This is a genomic window from Streptomyces sp. S3(2020), from assembly GCF_013044505.1.
In the GTDB taxonomy this organism is placed as follows: Bacteria; Actinomycetota; Actinomycetes; order Streptomycetales; family Streptomycetaceae; genus Streptomyces.
In genome coordinates this window covers 26,225-45,597 of sequence record NZ_JABERD010000034.1, presented here as the reverse complement: position 1 = coordinate 45,597, position 19,373 = coordinate 26,225, and the positions used below count along the sequence as shown (strand labels likewise).

Below are 19,373 nucleotides of genomic sequence, written 5' to 3'. Positions count from 1 at the left end.
ACATGACCGCTCCCCTCACCCTGGAGGGATTCCGCGCGGACCTGGCGGAGTTCCTGTACCAGCCGCCCGACGAAGTCGACCTCGACGACAACCCCCTCGACGCCGGGCTGGACTCGCTGCGCATCGTCACCCTGATCGAACAGTGGCGGGAGAAGGGCGCGGACGTCACCTTCGTCGAACTCGCCGAGTGCGCCACCTTCGCACAGTGGTGGCAGCTGCTCTCCGCACGGCAGGAGGCGGCCACATGAGCGCGCGCCGTCCGCTGCTGGCCGCCCAGGAGGGTATCTGGACCGGACAGCGGCTCGACCCGGACAGCCCCGCCTACAACACCGCCGAGTACGTCCACATCGACGGGCCGGTGGACCCGGCCGCCTTCGACGCCGCGCTGCACCAGGTGGTGGCCGAGACCGAGGCCCTGAACGTCACGTACGCCGAGGACGCCGAGGGTCGTCCCTGGGAGACCCCCGTCCCGGCCGGCGACTGGCGGCTGCACACCGCGGACCTCACCGCCGAACCCGACCCGCACGCGGCGGCCCTGGCCTGGATGGACCAGGACATGGCCCGACCCGTCGACCTCACCCGCGGTCCCGTCTTCGGCCACGCCCTGCTGCGCGTCGCACCCGAGGAACACCTCTGGTACCACCGCGTGCACCACATCGCCCTCGACGGCTTCGGACTGTCGCTGGTCGCCCGCCGTGTCGCCCAGGTCTACACGGCTCTGTTCGAGGGGGAGCCGGTGCCGGAGCACGGTTTCGGCACCCTGGCCTCGGTCCGGGCGGAGGAGCGCGCCTACCGGGAGTCCCCGCGTCTCTCCGAGAACCGCGCCTACTGGGCCGACCGGTTCGCCGACCGGCCGCGGGTCGCGACCCCCGCCGGGCGAACCGCCCTGCCCGCGCGCACCTTCCACCGCCGGGTGGCCGACCTGGACACCGCCGAGACAGCGGCCCTGCGTGCCGTCGCCCGCGACCTCAAGGTCACCTGGTCCGAGGTACTCCTGGCCGTCACCGCCGCCCACCTGCACCACCTGACCGGCGCACCGGAGATCGTGCTCAGCCTGCCGGCGATGGGCCGCCTCGGCTCCGTCTCCCTGCGGGTCCCCTGCATGGTCCGCAACATCCTGCCCCTGCGTGTCACCGTCACCGCCTCGGACACCCTGCGCGACCTCGCGGCCCGGGTCTCGGCCGAACTGCGCGCCGGCCTGCCGCACCAGCGCTACCGCTACGAACGGCTGCGTCGCGATCTCGGACTCGTCGGCGGACGACGGAGGCTGTCCGGACCGGGCGTCAACATCATGCCCTTCGCCTACGACCTGCGCTTCGCCGGGCACCGCAGCACCGTCCACAACGTCTCCGCGGGCCCCGTCGACGACCTGTCCGTCAACGTGTACGACCGTTCGGAGGGCGGCGGACTGCGCATCGCCGTGGACGCCCACCCCGACCTCTACGACGAGGCCGACGTCGCCGCACTCCAGGAAGGGCTTCTCGCCCTGCTCCGGGCAGCCGTCGCGGCCCCCGACCGGCCGCTCGGCGACCTGCGCGCTCGTGCGGCCGTACCGGTCCTGGACGGGGGACCGCTGCCCGGCCCCGCCCGCCCGGTGCTCGACCTGATCGCCGACCACGCCGCCCGGCGCGGCGGAGCCGTCGCGGTCGAGCACGACGGACGCGGCATCACCTACGCCCGGCTCCTCGGCGCGGCACACGATCTCGCCCGCCGGCTGGCCGTCCGAGGGATCGGCCGCGGTGACCTGGTGGCCGTCGACCTGCCCCGCGGCATCGAGGCCGTCACCGCGGCGCTCGGCGTCCTGCTCGCGGGCGCCGTCTACTGCCCGCTGGACCCGACGGCGCCTGAGCCGCGCAGGCAGGAGCTGCTGGAGGACACCCGGCCCGCGCTCGTCCTGACGGCCACCGACGTCGGCACCCGTGACGTCGGCACCCATGACGCCGGGACCGCCGACCCGACCGCACCGACACCCGACGACCTCGCCTACGTCCTGCACACCTCGGGCTCCACCGGACGCCCCAAGGGCGTCGAGATCCAGCACCGGGCCCTCGCCCACTTCGTGGCCGGCGCCACGCACCGCTACGGCCTCCGACAGACCGACCGTGTCCTTCAGTTCGCGCCCCCGCACTTCGACACCAGCATCGAGGAGATCTTCCTGACCCTGTGCGCGGGCGCCACGCTCGTCGTGCGCACCGACGACATGACCGACTCGGTTCCCGGGTTCCTGGACGCCTGCGCGCGGCAGCGGATCAGCTTCCTGGACCTCCCCACGGCCTACTGGCACGAACTCGCCTATGCCGTCTCGACCGGCGCCGCCGCACTGCCCGCCTCCGTACGCACGGTGGTCATCGGCGGCGAGGCCGCCCTCCCCGAGCGCGTCGACCGCTGGCGCGAGGCTGTCGGCACCTCGGTCCGGCTGCTGAACACCTACGGTCCGACCGAGGCCACCGTGGTCGCGACCGTCGCCGACCTCCACGACCCCGCCCTCGCCCCGGGAGACGTCCCCATCGGACTCCCGCTTCCGGGCACCCGTGCCGCGGTCGTCGACGGCGAACTCCATCTCATCGGCGACCACCTGGCCGCCGGCTACCGGGGACACCGGCTCCCGGACGTGGAGCGCTTCGCCGCCCTCGACGCGCTCCCCGGTGCCCCCCGCGCCTACCGCACCGGCGACCTCGTACGCATCGGCGACGACGGGCAACTGCGCTACCTGGGCCGCTCGGACACCGAGTTCAAGATCAGCGGGCACCGTGTGCACCCGGCCGAGGTCGAGAGCGCCCTGCTGAGCCATCCGGGAATCGCCGACGCCGCCGTCGTAGGACAGGTGCTGGAGGACGGGACGCGCCGCCTGGCCGCGTACCTCGTCCCCGACGGGCCCGCCCCGGCCGTGGCCTCGATCAGGGACCACCTGCGGGCAAGGCTGCCGGCCGCGATGATCCCGTCGGCCGTCGAGTTCCTGGACCACCTGCCCCGGACCGGCTCGGGGAAGACCGACAGGAAGGCGCTCGCCGCACCCACGCCCCGAGCCGAACCCCCGGCGCCCGACGGTGAGTTGGAGCGCACGATCGCGGCCGTCTGGCAACAGGTGCTCGGCGTACCGGCAGTTTCCGCGCGGGACGACGTCTTCGACCTGGGCGCCCAGTCGCTCCAGGCCATCCAGGTCGCCAACCGTCTCGGCGTACGGCTGCGGCGTGACGTGAAGGTCGCCTGGCTCTTCCAGCACCCGACGCCCGCCGAACTCGCCCGCCACCTGCAACAGCAGGACTGCCCGGCCGCACCAGGTCTTCCGGCGCCCCCCGGCCTTCCGGCCACTCTCCTCGCCGACTCCGTCCTCGACCCGGACATCCGCCCCGGCGACAGCCCCCGTACGACAGGCGCGCCGGGCAGGATCCTGCTCACGGGTGCCACCGGGTTCGTCGGCGTCCACCTGCTGGCCGAACTCCTCAAGGCCACGGACGCGGAGGTCGTCTGCCTCGTCCGGGCCGCGCACCCCGCCGAAGCCATGGCCCGCCTCGAACAGGCGTTGAAAACCCACCTGATCGACCTCCCGGACGCGGCACGCGACCGCGTCACGGCCGTCCCCGCCGACCTCGCCCGCCCCCGACTCGGCCTGGACGAGGCGCTGTTCGACGAACTCGCCCGCACCTGCGGAGCGATCCTCCACAACGGCGCGACCGTGAGCATCATGCGCGAGTACGCCACCCTCCGCGCCGCCAACACCGAGTCCACCCGGACCCTGCTGCGCATGGCGGCCGTGCACGCGACGCCCCTGCACTTCGTGTCGACCCTCTCCGTGGCCCCGCCGCTCGTCCTCGGTCCGGAGGTTCCGGAGGCGTTCCTCCCGCCCCATCCCGGACTGCGCCACGGCTACCAGCAGTCCAAGTGGGCCGCCGAACGTCTGCTGGAGCAGGCCGCCGAGCGGGGGATGCCGGTCACCGTGCACCGGCTCGGCCGCGTCGTCGGCCCCGCCGCCACCGGGTACGTGAACGAGCGGGACTTCCTGTGGAGCGTGCTGCGCGCGGGGATCCCCGCCGGCATCGTCCCCGACCTGTTCGAGGAGGAGACCTGGACCCCGGCCGACCATGTCGCCCGGGCTCTCGTCCACCTCTGCCTGGGACGACGCCCGCCGGGAGCCACCGTCTTCCACCACGCGGCCACCGCCCCGGTGCGCCTGGGGGATGTCTACGACTGGCTGGGGGAGTACGGCTACGCGCTGCGGCGGCTGCCGTTGGCGCGCTGGCGTGCGGAGTTGCCGCGCTCCTCCGACACCGCGCGGAGCATGCTCGCCTTCTTCGACGCCGCCGCCGACGGTGCGAACGGACCCGACCTCCGTCTGGGACACGTCCGTGCCGAGAACGTCGCCGTGGGCCTGCGCGGCAGCGGGATCGCCTGTCCTGAGACCGACCGGGACCTCGTCTTCCGGTACCTCGACCACTGCGTCACCACCGGAGCACTGCCCGCTCCGGCCGGGAGACGGAACCCTCTCGCAACTCCCGTGAACTAGTGGGGAATTACCGGGAACTCACCGGCCCGACCTCCCGACTACTGCAACAGACCCCCCGCGTCACGCGCACCCGCACCCGCACCAAGGAGCCCGCATGCCGAAGAAACGGCCCGCCGCCATCGCCCTGGCCGGCATCCTCTGTCTGGTCACCGCGGCCTGCGGCTCCGCGACGGACACCGCGGACGGCGGCACCGGCAAGGCGTCCGCGGCCGCCGCGGACTCCGGCTACCCGGTGACCCTCCAGAACTGCGGAGCCGCCCAGAAGTTCACCGGGGAACCCGGCCGTGTCGTCGTCATGAACGGCGCCTCGGTCGCCGAGGTCTCCACCCTGCTCGCCCTCGGCGTCGGTGACCGCATCGTCGCCAACCAGCAGACCTACGGGATGTCCGAGGTCGCGGGCCGCGCCGACGCCATCAAGAAGCTGCCCACCGGTGACGTCAAGCTCAACGACGCCTACGACATCCCGCGCGAGGCGATGATCGGGCTCCGCCCGGACCTGGTGCTGTCGACGACGTCGTACGGCTTCGACGAGAAGAACGGCTTCGCCACCCGTGAGCAGCTGAAGCAGGTGGGCGCCAACACCTATGTCTCGCCGCAGGGTTGCGACCAGGACACGTCCAAGATGACCATCGCCGACAGCTACACCTTGCTGCGCGACATGGGCAAGGTCTTCGGCAGGAGCGCCCGGGCCGAGAAGATCGTCGCCGCCTCCGAGAAGCACATCGACGAGGTCTCCGCCAAGGTCGAGGGCGAGAAGCAGCCCAAGGTCATGGTCCTGTTCTCCAACATGGCCATGGGCGGCAACGACTTCAGCTCGGTCGTCGCCAAGGGCATCTACAACGACATCCTCGCCAAGGCGGGCGGCTCCAACGCCTTCGAGAACGCCTCCGAGACCTCCTTCGCCGACCTCAGCAAGGAGAAGGTGGCCGCCACCGACGTCGACGCGCTCGTCGTCATCGGCTACAACGACCCGAACCCGGCGGCCTACGCCAGGAAACTGCTGAAGGAGTTCCCCCAGTGGCCGGCCGCGAAGAACAACACGTACGTGGCTCTGTCGGACTCGATGTACCTCGGCCCGAGCAACGACCTGGCCGTGGAGAAGATCGCGAAGGCGCTGCACCCCGACAGGTTCTGAGCCGTCTGCGGTTGCCCCTGGGGGTCCTCGGGCTCCTCGTCGTCCTGGTCGCCGTCATGGTGGTGGCGGTGAGCATCGGCGCGGTGAACGTCCCGGTGGGTGAGGTGTGGCGGATCCTCCTGCACCACCTCACCGGCCGCGGAGCCACCGGCGACCCCGCCCTCGACCAGATCGTGTGGACCTTCCGGGCTCCCCGCGTCGCGCTGGCGGCCCTGGTCGGCGCGGGACTGGCCGTGGCCGGGGCGGTGTTGCAGACCCTGGTCGCCAACCCGCTCGCCGACCCGATCGTCCTCGGCTTCTCCTACGGCGCCTCCCTGGGCGCCGTGCTGGTCATCACCCTCGGCGGTGTCGCCCTCGCCGGACTGGGCGGACTCGGTGTCTCGGGAGCGGCCTTCGTCGGCGCCCTGGCGGCCGGGGCACTGGTCTTCGCGCTGGGGCAGCGGCGGGGGCGGCTGGCACCGACCCGTCTCGTGCTGGCCGGGGTCGCGGTCGGGTACGTGCTGCTGTCGGCCACCAGCTTCGTCCAGCTGCTGGCGACCCCGACCGAGCTGCGGACCGTGATGTTCTGGATGCTGGGCAGCGTCGCCGGCGCCCAGTGGAGCCAACTGCCCACCGTCACGGTGGTGGTCCTCACCAGCACGGTCCTGCTGACCCTGTTCGGGCGCAGGCTCAACGCCCTGCTGGCCGGCGACGAGTCCGCGACCGCGCTCGGCGTCGACGTCAACCGACTGCGCGCCGCCCTCCTGGTGATCAGCGCGCTGCTCACCGGCACCGTCATCGCCGTCGCGGGCGGCATCGGCTTCGTCGGCCTGATGATCCCCCACCTGGTCCGGATGACCGCGGGCGCCGACCACCGGCGCCTGCTGCCGCTGACGGCACTCGTGGGCGCCAACTACCTGGTCCTCGTGGACCTGCTCTCCCGCACCCTCACCCGCCCCAACGAACTGCCGCTGGGCATCCTCACGGCCATGCTCGGCGCCCCCTTCTTCCTGTGGCTGCTGCGCCGTAACAAGGGTCTGGACGCTGTATGAAACTGACCGTGGACCAGCTCCACATCACCCTGGACCGCAAACCGATCCTCCACGCGGTGGACCTGGAGGCGGCCAAAGGGGACGTCGTCGGACTCGTGGGCCCCAACGGCAGCGGCAAGTCCACCCTGCTGCGCACCGTCTACCGCTCACTGCGGCCGGCCGGCGGAGTGGTCCGGGTGGGCGGCGACGACGTATGGGAGCTGTCCGCGCGCACCGCCGCCCGCCGCACGGCGGCCGTCCTCCAGGACGCCGGCACCACGACCGGGCTGAGCGTCACCGAGATCGTCGCCCTCGGCCGCACGCCCCACCACGGTCTGCTGGGCCGGGACGGCACCGAGGACCGCGAGGCGGTGGCCGAGGCGGTCGCGCGCTGCGGCGTCGCCCCCTTCGCGGACCGCGACTACGCCACCCTCTCCGGCGGCGAACGCCAACGCGTCCTGCTGGCCCGCGCACTCGCCCAGCGACCCCGGCTGCTGGTCCTGGACGAACTCACCAACCACCTCGACATCCGCGCCCGCTTCGAGCTCCTGGACCTGATCCGCAGCACCGGCATCACGACCCTGGCGGTCCTGCACGACCTCGACCTGTCCGCCCGGCTCTGCGACCACCTGGTCGTCCTCCACGAGGGCGCGGTGGTGGCGGCGGGACCCGTCCTGGACGTCCTGACCCCGGACCTCCTGCGGGACGTCTTCGGCGTCCGGGGGAGCACGGAACGCCACGCGGACGGCGTCGTGCGCATCACCTACGCCGCGCAGCCCCTCGCCCACGAGGAGCACACCGCACGGCGGTCGTGATCGTCTTCCCACCCCGCGGATGACAGCCGCACCCTCTATTGCAACTAATATGCAATAACTAACTGTCTTCAACAGGGGTGGGGCTCATGGCGACCCGATGGATACGAGGCGCCGCCGTCGCCACGGCGATGGCGGGCGGGGTCGCCGCGTGCTCGGCGCCGGGCGACGGCGCGAGCGCGGGCGCGGCCGGCGAGGCGGTGGTGATCGGGGTGGGCTCGGAACCGGACACCCTCAGCCCGCTGCTCGGGTACGGCAAGGACGGCAACTCGAAGATCTTCGACGGGCTGCTCGCCCGGGACACCGACCTCAAACTGCGACCGGCCCTGGCGAAGACGCTGCCGGAGGTCGCCGACGACGGCCGCACCTACACCTACACCCTGCGCGAGGGCGTCGAGTTCAGCGACGGCGAGCCACTGACCTCGGCCGACGTCGTCTTCACCTACGAGACGATCCTGGACGCGAAGACCAACAACACCGCCCGCAGCGAACTGGACGCCGTCAAGGACGTACGGGCGGACGGCGACGACAAGGTCGTCTTCACCCTGAAGTACCCCTACGCCCCCTTCACCGGCCGCACCGTCCTGCCGATCGTCCCCGAGCACATCGCGGGGAAGCAGGACCCCAACACCGGCGCCTTCAACACCAAGCCGGTCGGCACCGGCCCGTACGTCCTGGCCGACTGGCGCAAGGGCGAGAAGCTCACCTTCAAGGCCAACCCCCACTACTGGGGCGGCGTACCGAAGGTGAAGACCCTCACCATGGCGATCGTCGAGGACGACGACGTACGCGCCACCCGGCTGCGCTCCGGTGACCTGGACGGCGCGGTCCTCCCGCCCAACCTCGCCGCCGCCTTCAAGGACGACGAGGGCAAGAAGACGTACGAGGCGAAGTCCTACGACTTCCGCACCGTCACCCTCCCCACGGCGGGGGAGGTCACCGGCGACCGCGCGATCCGCCAGGCCCTGGACGCCGCCGTCGACCGCGAGACCATGGTCGACAAGATCCTCGACGGCGCGGGCCGCGCCGCCTACGGGCCGCTGCCCGTCGACGACCCCTGGTTCGCGAAGGGCATCGAACACGGCCAGGACCTGGACAAGGCCGGGCGGATCCTGGACGCGGCGGGCTGGAAGGCCGGCGGCGACGGAGTCCGCGTCAAGGACGGCCGCAAGGCGTCCTTCACCCTGCTCTACCCCTCCGGCGACAAGGTCCGCCAGGACCACGCCCTCGCCTACGCCTCCGACGCCAAGAAGACCGGCATCGAGGTGAAGGTGGAGAGCGCCACCTGGGAGGTCATCGAGCCGCGGATGAAGGACGACGCGGTCCTCGCGGGCGGCGGCAGCACCGGCGACCCCGACTTCGGCCTCTACACGCTCCTGCACTCCTCCCTCGCCGGGAACGGCTTCAACAACATGGGCCGCTACGACAACCCGGCCGTCGACAAGGCCCTCGACACCGGCCGCCGCAGCAGCGACACGGCGACGCGGACGAAGGCGTACGACACCCTCCAGCGCGAGCTGGTGAAGAACCCCGGCTCCACCTTCCTCACCCACATCGACCACGTCTACGTGCTCGCCGACCGCTGGGAAGGGCTGACCACCCAGCTGGAACCGCACGAGCACGGCTTCGCCAGCGGCCCCTGGTGGAACCTTGAGGACTGGCAGCCGAAGAAGTGACCCGACTCCCCTGGGGAGCGATGGTCCGACTGGCGGGCCGGCGGGCCCTGTTCGCCGTCCCCGTTCTCCTGGTCGTCACCTTCGGCGTCTTCGCGATCGCCGCCGCCTCCCCCTTCGACCCGGTCAAGGCCTACGCCGGGACCGCGGCCCTGGGCGCCGACCAGGAGACCCTGGACCGGCTGCGGGCCAACCTCGGTGTGGACCAGCCCTTCGCCGAGCGCTGGTGGCACTGGCTCACCTCCGCGCTCGGCGGCGATCTGGGCCAGTCCAGCGTGATGCGGCAACCGGTGACCGAGGTGATCGGCGAACGCCTGGTCTGGTCCGCGCTGCTGTGCGCGGTCGCGTTCGTCGTGGCCGTACTGGCGGGCACCCTCCTCGGAGCGCTCGCGGCCCACCGTCAGGGCGGCTGGCTGGACCGCACGGTCACCTCGCTCGCCTACACCCTGTCGGCGGCCCCGGTGTTCTGGGTCGCCCTGCTCGTCATCTGGCTGTTCGCCCTCAGGCTGGACATCCTCCCGGCGGGCGGCCTCACGGACACCGCCAGCGAACAGGTCACCGCGGGCCAGGTCGCCACCCACCTCGTCCTGCCCGCCGGGGTGCTCGCCGTCTCCCAGCTCCCGTGGTTCACGCTGTACGTCCGTCAGGGCGTCGCCGACGCGCTCGCGGAGGACCCGGTACGCGGCGCCCGCGCCCGGGGCCTGAGCGAACACACTGTGCTGTTCGGTCACGCCCTGCGCTCCGGACTGCTGCCGGTGCTGACCCTGATCGGCTCCCGTGTCCCCGAACTCATCACCGGGGCCCTGCTGGTGGAGAGCGTGTTCAGCTGGCCGGGCATCGCCGCGGCCACGGTCCGGGCGGCCACCGCCGTCGACTTCCCGCTGCTGGCCGCCCTGACCACGCTGGCCACCGCCGCCGTCCTGCTCGGCAATCTGCTCGCCGACGTGCTGTACGGACTCTTCGACCCGAGGGTGAAGCTCAGTGAGATGTGACTCCCATGGCTGAGGCCACGGTGGAAGAGCGGCAGTGGCGGTCGTACGGCACCCGCTGCCGCTCCACCCGGGTCGTCCGGGTGCGTACCTCCGTAGCGCTGGTCGCCCTGACCGTCCTGGCGGTGCTGCTCGTGCCGCTCCTGGTCCCGCTCGACCAGCAGGCCGTCGACCTGGCGTCGAAACTGCGGCCACCGTCCCGGTCCCACCCGTTCGGCACCGACGACGTGGGCCGCGACCTGCTCCTGCGCTGTGTCCACGGACTGCGGGTGTCCCTGCTCGTCGGTGTGGTGGCGGCGCTGACGGCGACCGTGATCGGGACGGCCGTCGGCGCCACGGCCGGGGCGCTGGGCGGCTGGGTCGACCGGGGCGTGATGCGGCTCGTCGACACCTTCTCGTCCGTACCCCACCTGCTGCTCGGGATCTTCATCGTCGCGATGTTCCGGCCGGGCATCTGGCCGGTGGTGGTCTCGGTCGGGCTCACCCACTGGCTGTCGACCGCCCGGATCGTCCGTGCCGAGGTGCTGTCCCTGCGCTCGCGCCCGTACATCGACGCCGCCGTCTCGGGAGGTGCGTCGAGGTGGCGGGTGACCGTACGGCACTTGCTGCCCGCCGTGCTGCCGCAGGCCGCGCTGGCCGCCGTCCTGATGGTGCCGCACGCCATGTGGCACGAGTCGGCGCTGTCCTTCCTCGGACTCGGGCTGCCCGCCCACATGGCGAGTCTCGGCAACCTCGTCGAGGACGCCCGTGGCTCGCTGCTCGCCGGGCAGTGGTGGCCGACGCTCTTCCCGGGCCTGTTCCTCATCGTCCCGACCCTCGCCATCGCCGGTCTCGCGGGGGCCTGGCGGGAGCGGATCAACCCCCGCAGACGATCGGAGCTGATGCTGTGACCGCCACCGTCCTGTCGGTACGCGGCCTGTCGGTCCGCTTCCTGATGCCCGGCGGACGCCGTGTCGCCGCCGTCACCGACGCGCACTTCGACGTGGCGGCGGGGGAGTGCCTGGCGCTGATCGGGGAGAGCGGATGCGGCAAGTCCGTCCTGGCCTCCGCCCTGCTGGGCCTGCTCCCGGCCAACGCGCAGACCGCAGGCGAGGCCCGCCTCGGCGACCTCGACCTGCTCGCCGCGGACGAGCGCACCCTGGCCCGCACGGTCCGGGGCCGTCGTATCGGACTCATCCCGCAGAGCCCGGCCGCCCACCTCACCCCGGTGCGGACGATCCGCTCCCAACTGGAGGAGACCATCGGTGAGCTGACCGGCGTACGCGGACGAGCGGCGGTGCGTGGCGCCGCCGAGGCCGTCGCCGGACGTGCCGCGTTCCCCGCCGACCACCTCGACCGCCACCCCCACCAACTCTCCGGCGGCCTCGCCCAACGCGCCGCGACCGCCCTCGCCCTCGTCGGCGACGCACCCCTGCTGCTCGCCGACGAACCGACGACGGGACTCGACCGTGACCTGGTGGACCACACCGTCGACGAGCTGCGACGCCATGTGGACGAGGCCGACCGGGCCCTGCTGATGATCACCCACGACCTGGTCGCCGCCGAACGGATCGCGGACCGCGTGGCGGTCATGTACGCGGGCCGCATCGTGGAACTGGCCGACGCCGACGCCTTCTTCGGCACCCACGGCCCCCGTCACCCCTACAGCCGCGGCCTGCTCCAGGCCCTGCCCGACCGCGCCTTCACCCCCATCCCCGGCCTGCCGCCCGAACTCGGCGACCTTCCCGGGGGCTGCGCCTTCGCCGCCCGCTGCGACCGGGCCACCGAAGCGTGCGCCGACCGGCCGCGGATGGCGGCCGCGGTCGCCTGCCACCACCCGTACGTGCCGGAGGACATCCGTGCTTGAACTGCGTGCCGTCACCGCCGGATACGACCGCCGCATCCCCGTGGTCCGGGACGCCTCCCTGACCGTCGCCCCCGGCGAGGCCGTCGGCCTGCTCGGGCCCAGCGGCTGCGGCAAGTCCACCCTCGCGCGCGTCGCGGCCCTGCTGCACCGCCCCGACTCCGGAGCCGTGCTCCTGGACGGCGAACAGGTGCACCGCTGGCGTCACCGCGCGCCACGCGAGCAGCGCACGGCCTTCGGTGTCGTCTTCCAGCAGCCCAGACTCTCCGCGGACCCCCGGCTGCGCCTCACCGACCTGATCGCCGAACCGCTGCGCGCGACGGGCCGCCGGGGCGAGGCGGTGGACCGTGTCGCCGAACTGGCCACCACCGTGGGCCTGACCCCCGACCTGCTGCACCGCCGCCCCCACGAACTCAGCGACGGCCAGCTGCAACGCGGCTGCCTCGCCCGTGCGCTCGCCCTGCGCCCGCGCTGGCTGATCTGCGACGAGATGACCGCCATGCTGGACGCGTCCACGAGTGCCGCGCTGGTCCGGGCGGTCGAGGAGTACCGCGAGCGCACCGGCGCGGGCCTGCTCGCCGTCGGCCACGACCGCACGCTCCTGCACCGGTGGTGCGATCGAGCCGTCCACTGGGAGTCCGTGATCCCGCCCCCGGCTGACAAGGGCGCCCGGCGTTCAGCCTCCTGAGACCCCTGAGACCAGCACCCCGGCCCGTGCCACGAACGCGTCGTGCAGATCCTGCACCGCGCGCGGCACCGGGTCCGCGCGGCGGCGCTGGAGCATCAGCAGGACACGGGTCGAGTCGTCGGTGAGCGGGCGGTGGGTGAGCGCGCCGCCGCGCACCAGCGGATCGTCCACGACGCTGAAGTCCGGCAGCACCGTCACCCCGAGCCCCTCCGCCACCATCAGCTTGCCCATCTCGGCGCCGTCGGTGGAGTACGAGAACGAGGGTGCCCGGCCCTCCAGCAGCCGGTGCACATAGCGGTGCATGACATAGCCCGAGCGCATCGCGATCAGCGGTGTGTCCAGGAGGTCGGTCACCGACAGGGCGGTGCGTGCGGCCAGCGGACTGTCGGGCCGCAGGCACACCACCGGGCGGCCGCGCAGCAGCTCCGTGCTCTCCAGCTCGGCCGGCACGTCGTCGCCCTCCAGATGATTGACCAGGCCGAGATCGAAACCGCCCTCGATCAGCGCCCGGTGGATGTCGCTCTGCTGAGCGCCGACCACCTCGACCTGGGTCACGGGATGCGTGGCGCGGAACTCCCGCACCGCCGGGATCAGCAGCGGCACGGTCGCCGCGTTCACCGTCCCCACCCGCACCATCCGGCTGATGCGGTGCTGCTCACCCGCCGCCGACCGCAGCCGGTCCACCGCGTCCAGCACATTGATGATGTGCGGCAGCAGCTCCCGGCCCTCCGCGCTCATCGTCGCGCCCGTGCGCTTGCGCTCCAGGAGGTCCACGCCCAGCTCGCGTTCCAGGTTCCGCACCGTCTCGCTCAACGCGGGCTGGGAAAGCCGCAGTTCCTCCGCGGCCCGGCGCAGGGAACCGAGCCGGGTCACCGCGGCGATGTATTCGAGCTGTTCGGTCCGCATGGCACGAAGAATGCGGCCCATTTCCCGGCGCGTTCAAGGGTTTCCCTGTCACACCTTCGTGAAATTCAATGGTCCGCGATACGAGACCGGTCGGGTTTACCTTGACGGCCCGGACCGGCGGCTGTCACGATCGAGAACATGATGATGCGACTGGACCTCACGCGGCGACGCCATGTCGACCTCGCGCGCGTCTCCAGCGCCTCCTGTTGCCCCGCGGCCTGATCCTCCCTCCGAGATCCGCCGCGTTTTCGCCATTTCCCGCCTGAATTCACCATGCCCATGCGCTTCTTGAATTCGGCGTGCTCGAAAACATTCCGCAACTGGAGTTCCGCATGCCCGCAGAGCCCGTGAAATTCGCCTACTGGGTCCCCAACGTCAGCGGTGGCCTCGTCACCAGCAGGATCGAGCAGCGCACCGACTGGGGCTACGACTACAACCGCGAACTCGCCGTCCTCGCCGAGAACAACGGCTTCGACTACGCGCTCAGCCAGGTCCGCTACATGGCCAGCTACGGCGCCGAGTACCAGCACGAGTCGACCAGCTTCAGCCTCGCCCTCCTCCTCGCCACCCAGCGCCTGAAGGTCATCGCCGCCGTCCACCCCGGCCTGTGGCACCCCGGCGTCCTCGCCAAGCTCGGCGCCACCGCCGACCACCTCTCCAAGGGCCGCTTCGCCGTCAACGTCGTATCGGGCTGGTTCAAGGGCGAGTTCACCGCCCTCGGCGAGCCCTGGCTGGAGCACGACGAGCGCTACCGCCGCTCCGAGGAGTTCATCCGCGCACTGCGCCAGATCTGGACCGAGGACCACACCGAACTCGCCGGTGACTTCTACCGGTTGCGCGACTTCTCCCTCAAGCCCAAACCCCTCAACACCGCCGAGCGCCCGCACCCGGAGATCTTCCAGGGCGGCAACTCCAGCGCCGCCCGGCAGATGGCCGGCCGGGTCTCCGACTGGTACTTCTCCAACGGCAAGGACTTCGACGGAGTCACCGAACAGATCGACGACGTCCGCAAGTCCGCCGCCGAAGTCGGCCGCACCGCACCGAAGTTCGGACTCAACGCCTTCCTCATCGCCCGTGACACCGAGGCAGAGGCCCGCGACACCCTCCGGGAGATCGTCGCCAAGGCCGACACCGAGGCCGTCGAGGGCTTCGGCGCCGCGGTGAAGCAGGCGGGCCAGTCCACGGCCGACAAGAAGGGCATGTGGCAGGACTCCTCCTTCGAGGACCTCGTCCAGTACAACGACGGCTTCCGCACCGGCCTCATCGGTACGCCCGAGCAGATCGCCGAGCGGATCGTCGCCTACAAGAAGCTCGGCGTCGACCTGCTCCTCCTCGGCTTCCTCCACTACCACGAGGAGGTCGAGTACTTCGGCAGGCGCGTCCTGCCGCTGGTCCGTGAACTGGAGGCCGAGCTCCCCGAGTCCGTCCCCGCCCAGGTCTGAGGAGGTCACCGACATGAGCACCGCCACGAACACCGACTGGCACAACCGTCCCGCCCCCCAGACCGCCCAGGACTGGATCGCCCGCGCCACCGAGGTCGCCGCCGTCCTCGCCACCGACGCCGCCGCCCGCGACCGGGCCGGCGCCACCCCCTACGCCGAGGTCCGACTGCTCAAGGACTCCGGCCTCGTCACCCTGCTGGGCCCCACGGAGCACGGCGGAGCGGGCCAGGACTGGCCGACCGCGTACCGCGTCGTCCGCGAGGTCGCCAAGGCCGACGGCTCCATCGGCCAGCTCCTCGGCTACCACTACCTGTGGAACTGGGCCGCCCGTCTGGTCGGCACCCGCGAGCAGTGGGAGCACGTGGAGGCCGAGGCCGCCCGCAACCGCTGGTTCTTCGGCGGCGCCGTCAACCCGCGCGACAAGGACGTGACCGTCACCGAGGACGGCGACGACCTCGTCTTCACCGGCCGCAAGACCTTCTCCACCGGCAGCAAGGTCTCCGACGTCACCGTCCTGGAAGGCGTCCTCGAAGGCACCGACGACCACGTCTTCGCCATCGTGCCCTCCGACTCCGCGGGCCTGACCTTCCACGACGACTGGGACAACATCGGCCAGCGGCTCACCGAGAGCGGCGGCGTCACCCTCGACGGGGTGCGCACACCGTGGTCGTCGGCGGCCGGATACGTCGACAAGGTGTTCCAGCCGCGGACCTACAACACCCTCAACGTCCCCACCATCCAGCTCGTCTTCGTCAACTTCTACCTGGGCATCGCGGGCGGCGCCCTGGAGACGGCCGCCGCCTACACCCGGGAGAAGTCCCGGTCCTGGCTGCACGGCGGCCATGAGCGCGCGGTCGACGAGCCTTACGTCATCGACCTCTACGGCGACCTCACCGCGAAGCTGTGGGCGGCCGAGGCGCTCGCCGACACCGTCGCCGCCGAGGGGCAGCGGCTGCACGACGACCCCGACGCGGTCACCGAGCAGGCCCGCGGCGACTTCGAGGTGCGGGTCGCGGCCGTGAAGGCGCGGGCCACGGACGTCGCCCTGGAGATCTCCCAGCGCGTCTTCGAGGCCACCGGAGCCCGCTCCACGGCCTCCGACGAGGGACTCGACCGGTTCTGGCGCAACGTCCGCACGCACACCCTGCACGACCCGGTCGCCTACAAGCGCCGCGAGGTCGGCCGCTGGGTCCTGGAAGGCGAACTGCCCGAGCCCACCTGGTACTCCTGACCGCTTCCCCAGGGGCGCCCCCTCCTGAACCGGGGGCGCCCCGCCCTTCCTCCCCGAAAGAGGACCGCATGGCCACCGTCCTGTCCGTCTCCGGCAGCCCCTCCGCCTCCTCCCGCACCAACCGTCTCCTGCGCCACCTCGACCAGCGGCTGACCGCGCAAGGGCACCAGGTGATCCCGCTCGACGTCCGCACCATCCCCGCCGAGGCCCTCCTCGGCGCCGACTTCAAGCACCCCGCGATCGTCGAGGCCACCGAGCTCTTCGCCCGCGCCGACGGGGTCGTCGTCGCCACCCCCGTCTACAAGGCCTCGTACTCCGGAGTCCTCAAGGCCCTCCTCGACCTGCTCCCGCAGTACGCCCTCACCGGCAAGACCGTGCTCCCGCTGGCCACCGGGGGCACCACGGCCCATGTCCTCGCCATCGACTACGCGCTGCGCCCGGTGCTCAACTCCATGGGCGCCGCGCACATCGTCCAGGGCTGGTTCACCCTCGACAAGGACATCAGCGTGCACGAGGACGGCACGCTGAGCGTCGCCGCGGCCACGACCGAGGCGCTCGCCCAGGTGGTCGACCAGTTCTCGTCCGCGCTGGGCCGCACCCCGGTCCTGGCCGCGGCGAGCTGACCCGGATGACCGCCCATGTGATCGCCGACGACACGGAGGCGCTCGCCGTCGCGGCCGCCCTGGCCGAGGAGTTCCGCGCGGGAGCCTCCGCGCGGGACACCGAACGCCGGCTGCCGCGCGCCGAGCTGGACCGCCTCTCCGCGTCAGGGCTGCTGGCCGTCACCGTCCCCGCGGAGCACGGGGGAGCGGACGTCGGCCCGCGGACCCTCGCCGAGATCTTCCGGCTGCTCGGTTCGGCCGACGGCAGCCTCGCGCAGATCCCGCAGAGCCACTTCGCCTACGTCAACGTGATCCGTCGTCAGGGCACCGAGGAACAACGGAAGTTCTTCTTCGCCGAACTCCTCTCCGGCCGCCGCTTCGGCAACGCCCAGTCGGAGGCGGGCACCCGGCACGTCCAGGACATCCGCACCCGTCTGACACCGCGACCCGACGGCACGTACGTCCTCGACGGCGTCAAGCACTACTCCACCGGTGCCCTCTTCGCGCACTGGATCCCCGTGCTCGCCCGCGCCGAGGACGACGAACTGCACGTCGCGTACGTGCCCCGGGACGCGCCGGGCCTGACCGTGATCGACGACTGGGACGGCCTCGGCCAGCGCACCACCGCCAGCGGCACGGTCCGCCTCGAAGGCGTCGAGGTCCCGGCCGACCGGGTCCTGCCCCATCACCTCACCTTCGAGGGCCCCCAACTCCATGGCGCCGTCGCCCAGTTGCTGCATGCCGCCATCGACGCCGGGATCGCCCAGGGAGCGCTGGCGCAGGCGGCGGAGTTCGTGCGGACGAAGAGCAGGCCCTGGTTCGAGAGCGGCCTGGAGACGGCCGCCGAGGACCCCCTGCTGATCCAGCGGTTCGGTGAACTCGCCCTCCAGGTACGGTCCTCGGAGGCGCTGCTGCGGGAGGCGGCGCGCGCCGTGGAAGCGGCGCAGGCCGACCTGAGCGACGACTCGGCGGCCGAGGCGTCGATCGCCGTGGCCGCCGCCAAGGTGCGGGCCGCCGAGGCGGCCGTCGAGGTGGCGAGCGCGCTCTTCGAGGTCTCCGGCACCCGCTCGGCGCTCAACTCCCTCAACCTGCACCGTCATTGGCGTGACGCCCGCACCCACACCCTGCACGACCCGACCCGCTGGAAGATCCAGCACATCGGCCGGTACGTGCTCAACGGCACCAGGCCGCCCCGCCACGGTCTGCTCTGACCCCGAAGATCCCGAAGACCCTGATCGGAGACCCCCACGTGTCCCTCACCTTCCACTGGTTCCTCCCCACCAACGGGGACAGCCGGCACGTCGTCGGCGGCGGCCACGGCACCCCGGCCACGGTTTCCGGGCGCGACCGGCCGCCGACGGTGGCCTACCTGAGCCAGATCGCCCGCGCCGCCGAGGACCTCGGTTTCGTCGGCGCGCTCACCCCGACCGGTGCCTGGTGCGAGGACGCGTGGCTGACCACCGCCATGGTCAGCCAGAACACCGAACGGCTGAAGTTCCTGGTCGCCTTCCGCCCCGGCTTCGTCTCACCGACCCTCGCCGCGCAGATGGCGTCCACCTTCCAGCGGCAGAGCGGCGGACGGCTCCTGCTCAACGTCGTCACCGGCGGCGAGAGCCATGAGCAGCGGGCCTACGGCGACTTCCTCGACAAGGACGACCGCTACCGCCGTACCGGCGAATTCCTGGAAGTCGTACGGGGGTTGTGGGAGGGGAAGACGGTCGACCTCAAGGGCGAGCACATCCAGGTCGAGGACGCCAGGCTCGCCCGGGTGCCCGACCCGGTCCCCGAGGTGTACTTCGGCGGCTCCTCGCCGATCGCCGGCGAGGTCGCCGCACAGCACGTCGACGTGTACCTGACCTGGGGCGAGCCGCCGGCCGCGGTCGCCGAGAAGATCGCCTGGATCCGTGGGCTCGCCGCGAAGCGCGGCCGCACCCTCCGCTTCGGCATCCGGCTGCACGTCATCACTCGCGACACCTCCGACCAGGCGTGGGCCGAGGCGAACCGCCTCCTCGCGGGCTTCGACCCGGCGACCGTGAAGTCCGTCCAGGCAGGCCTCGCCCGCAGCGAGTCCGAGGGACAGCAGCGGATGCTCGCCCTGCACAGCGGCGGCAGCCGGGACGGCCTGGAGATCCACCCCAGTCTCTGGGCGGGCATCGGCCTGGTCCGCGGTGGCGCGGGCACCGCCCTGGTCGGCAGCCACGACGAGGTCGCCGAACGGATCAAGGAGTACCACGCCCTCGGCATCGACGAGTTCGTCCTCTCCGGCTATCCGCACCTGGAGGAGGCGTACTGGTTCGGCGAGGGCGTCCTGCCCCGGCTCGCCGCACAGGGACTCTGGCAGCACCCGTTCGCCGAGCGACCCGCGCCCTCGGCACAGGTCCCGTTCGCGAGCTGAGCGCTCCGCTGGATGTACGGCTATGGGTCGTTGTCCGTCCGCGGCGCCGTCGTGGCTGGTCGCGCAGTTCCCCGCGCCCCTTTGGGGCGCGGCCGAACCCAGCCGACTTCCCCGGACCCGCTCAGCCGCGGTCGGCCTACCGG

The 19,373-nt window shown here is 72.0% G+C and carries 16 protein-coding genes; 15 read left to right on the top strand and 1 reads right to left on the bottom strand.

Features of this window, described 5'->3' with window-relative positions:
* Positions 1–2: 2 nt before the first annotated feature.
* From HLK59_RS14110 to HLK59_RS14065, 10 genes are all read left to right on the top strand, one after another.
* Entirely contained in the window at positions 3–248 is a 246-nt protein-coding gene (locus tag HLK59_RS14110; RefSeq protein ID WP_171141744.1) for a phosphopantetheine-binding protein, read from the top strand.
* Positions 245–4,504, top strand: coding sequence for a non-ribosomal peptide synthetase (locus HLK59_RS14105; RefSeq protein ID WP_171141743.1), 4,260 nt, complete (start codon positions 245–247; stop codon positions 4,502–4,504). The genes HLK59_RS14110 and HLK59_RS14105 overlap by 4 nt, the downstream gene beginning before the upstream one ends.
* 94 nt (positions 4,505–4,598) lie before the next feature.
* Complete coding sequence (locus HLK59_RS14100; protein WP_171141742.1) at positions 4,599–5,639, top strand: ABC transporter substrate-binding protein; 1,041 nt, start codon at positions 4,599–4,601, stop codon at positions 5,637–5,639.
* A gap of 56 nt (positions 5,640–5,695) precedes the next feature.
* Positions 5,696–6,670 carry an iron ABC transporter permease gene (locus HLK59_RS14095; RefSeq protein ID WP_171141763.1) on the top strand — a complete coding sequence of 325 codons (975 nt, stop codon included), beginning with the start codon at positions 5,696–5,698 and terminating at the stop codon, positions 6,668–6,670.
* On the top strand, positions 6,667–7,464 hold the full coding sequence (locus HLK59_RS14090; RefSeq protein ID WP_171141741.1) for an ABC transporter ATP-binding protein: 798 nt from the start codon (positions 6,667–6,669) through the stop codon (positions 7,462–7,464). Before HLK59_RS14095 ends, HLK59_RS14090 begins: the two co-directional genes overlap by 4 nt.
* 86 nt (positions 7,465–7,550) lie before the next feature.
* Positions 7,551–9,137: an ABC transporter substrate-binding protein gene (locus HLK59_RS14085; protein WP_240982401.1), complete on the top strand. Its 1,587-nt coding sequence runs from the start codon at positions 7,551–7,553 to the stop codon at positions 9,135–9,137.
* Positions 9,138–9,157: 20 nt separating this feature from the next.
* A complete protein-coding gene (locus HLK59_RS14080; protein WP_171141761.1) occupies positions 9,158–10,126 on the top strand; it encodes an ABC transporter permease in 969 nt (322 codons plus the stop codon).
* Between the two features lie 5 nt (positions 10,127–10,131).
* Positions 10,132–11,013, top strand: coding sequence for an ABC transporter permease (locus HLK59_RS14075; protein WP_171141740.1), 882 nt, complete (start codon positions 10,132–10,134; stop codon positions 11,011–11,013).
* Entirely contained in the window at positions 11,010–11,969 is a 960-nt protein-coding gene (locus HLK59_RS14070) for an ABC transporter ATP-binding protein (RefSeq protein ID WP_171141739.1), read from the top strand. Before HLK59_RS14075 ends, HLK59_RS14070 begins: the two co-directional genes overlap by 4 nt.
* Entirely contained in the window at positions 11,962–12,654 is a 693-nt protein-coding gene (locus tag HLK59_RS14065) for an ATP-binding cassette domain-containing protein (protein ID WP_171141738.1), read from the top strand. Before HLK59_RS14070 ends, HLK59_RS14065 begins: the two co-directional genes overlap by 8 nt.
* Here the strand turns inward: HLK59_RS14065 and HLK59_RS14060 are convergent.
* Complete coding sequence (locus HLK59_RS14060; protein ID WP_171141737.1) at positions 12,643–13,560, bottom strand: LysR family transcriptional regulator; 918 nt, start codon at positions 13,558–13,560, stop codon at positions 12,643–12,645. The genes HLK59_RS14065 and HLK59_RS14060 overlap by 12 nt on opposite strands.
* 332 nt (positions 13,561–13,892) lie before the next feature.
* On the opposite strand from HLK59_RS14060, the gene sfnG reads away from it, so the two are divergent.
* The 5 genes from sfnG (at position 13,893) to HLK59_RS14035 (ending at position 19,230) form a co-directional block, all read left to right on the top strand.
* The gene (gene sfnG / locus HLK59_RS14055; RefSeq protein WP_171141736.1) at positions 13,893–15,002 is read left to right on the top strand and encodes a dimethylsulfone monooxygenase SfnG; all 1,110 of its coding nucleotides are present in this window, start codon (positions 13,893–13,895) and stop codon (positions 15,000–15,002) included.
* Positions 15,003–15,015: 13 nt separating this feature from the next.
* Positions 15,016–16,233, top strand: a complete 1,218-nt coding sequence (locus HLK59_RS14050; RefSeq protein WP_171141735.1) for an acyl-CoA dehydrogenase family protein — start codon at positions 15,016–15,018, stop codon at positions 16,231–16,233.
* Between the two features lie 68 nt (positions 16,234–16,301).
* The gene (ssuE, locus tag HLK59_RS14045) at positions 16,302–16,856 is read left to right on the top strand and encodes an NADPH-dependent FMN reductase (protein ID WP_171141734.1); all 555 of its coding nucleotides are present in this window, start codon (positions 16,302–16,304) and stop codon (positions 16,854–16,856) included.
* 5 nt (positions 16,857–16,861) lie between these two features.
* Positions 16,862–18,046, top strand: a complete 1,185-nt coding sequence (locus HLK59_RS14040) for an SfnB family sulfur acquisition oxidoreductase (RefSeq protein WP_171141733.1) — start codon at positions 16,862–16,864, stop codon at positions 18,044–18,046.
* 38 nt (positions 18,047–18,084) lie between these two features.
* On the top strand, positions 18,085–19,230 hold the full coding sequence (locus tag HLK59_RS14035) for an LLM class flavin-dependent oxidoreductase (protein WP_171141732.1): 1,146 nt from the start codon (positions 18,085–18,087) through the stop codon (positions 19,228–19,230).
* Positions 19,231–19,373: the final 143 nt, after the last annotated feature.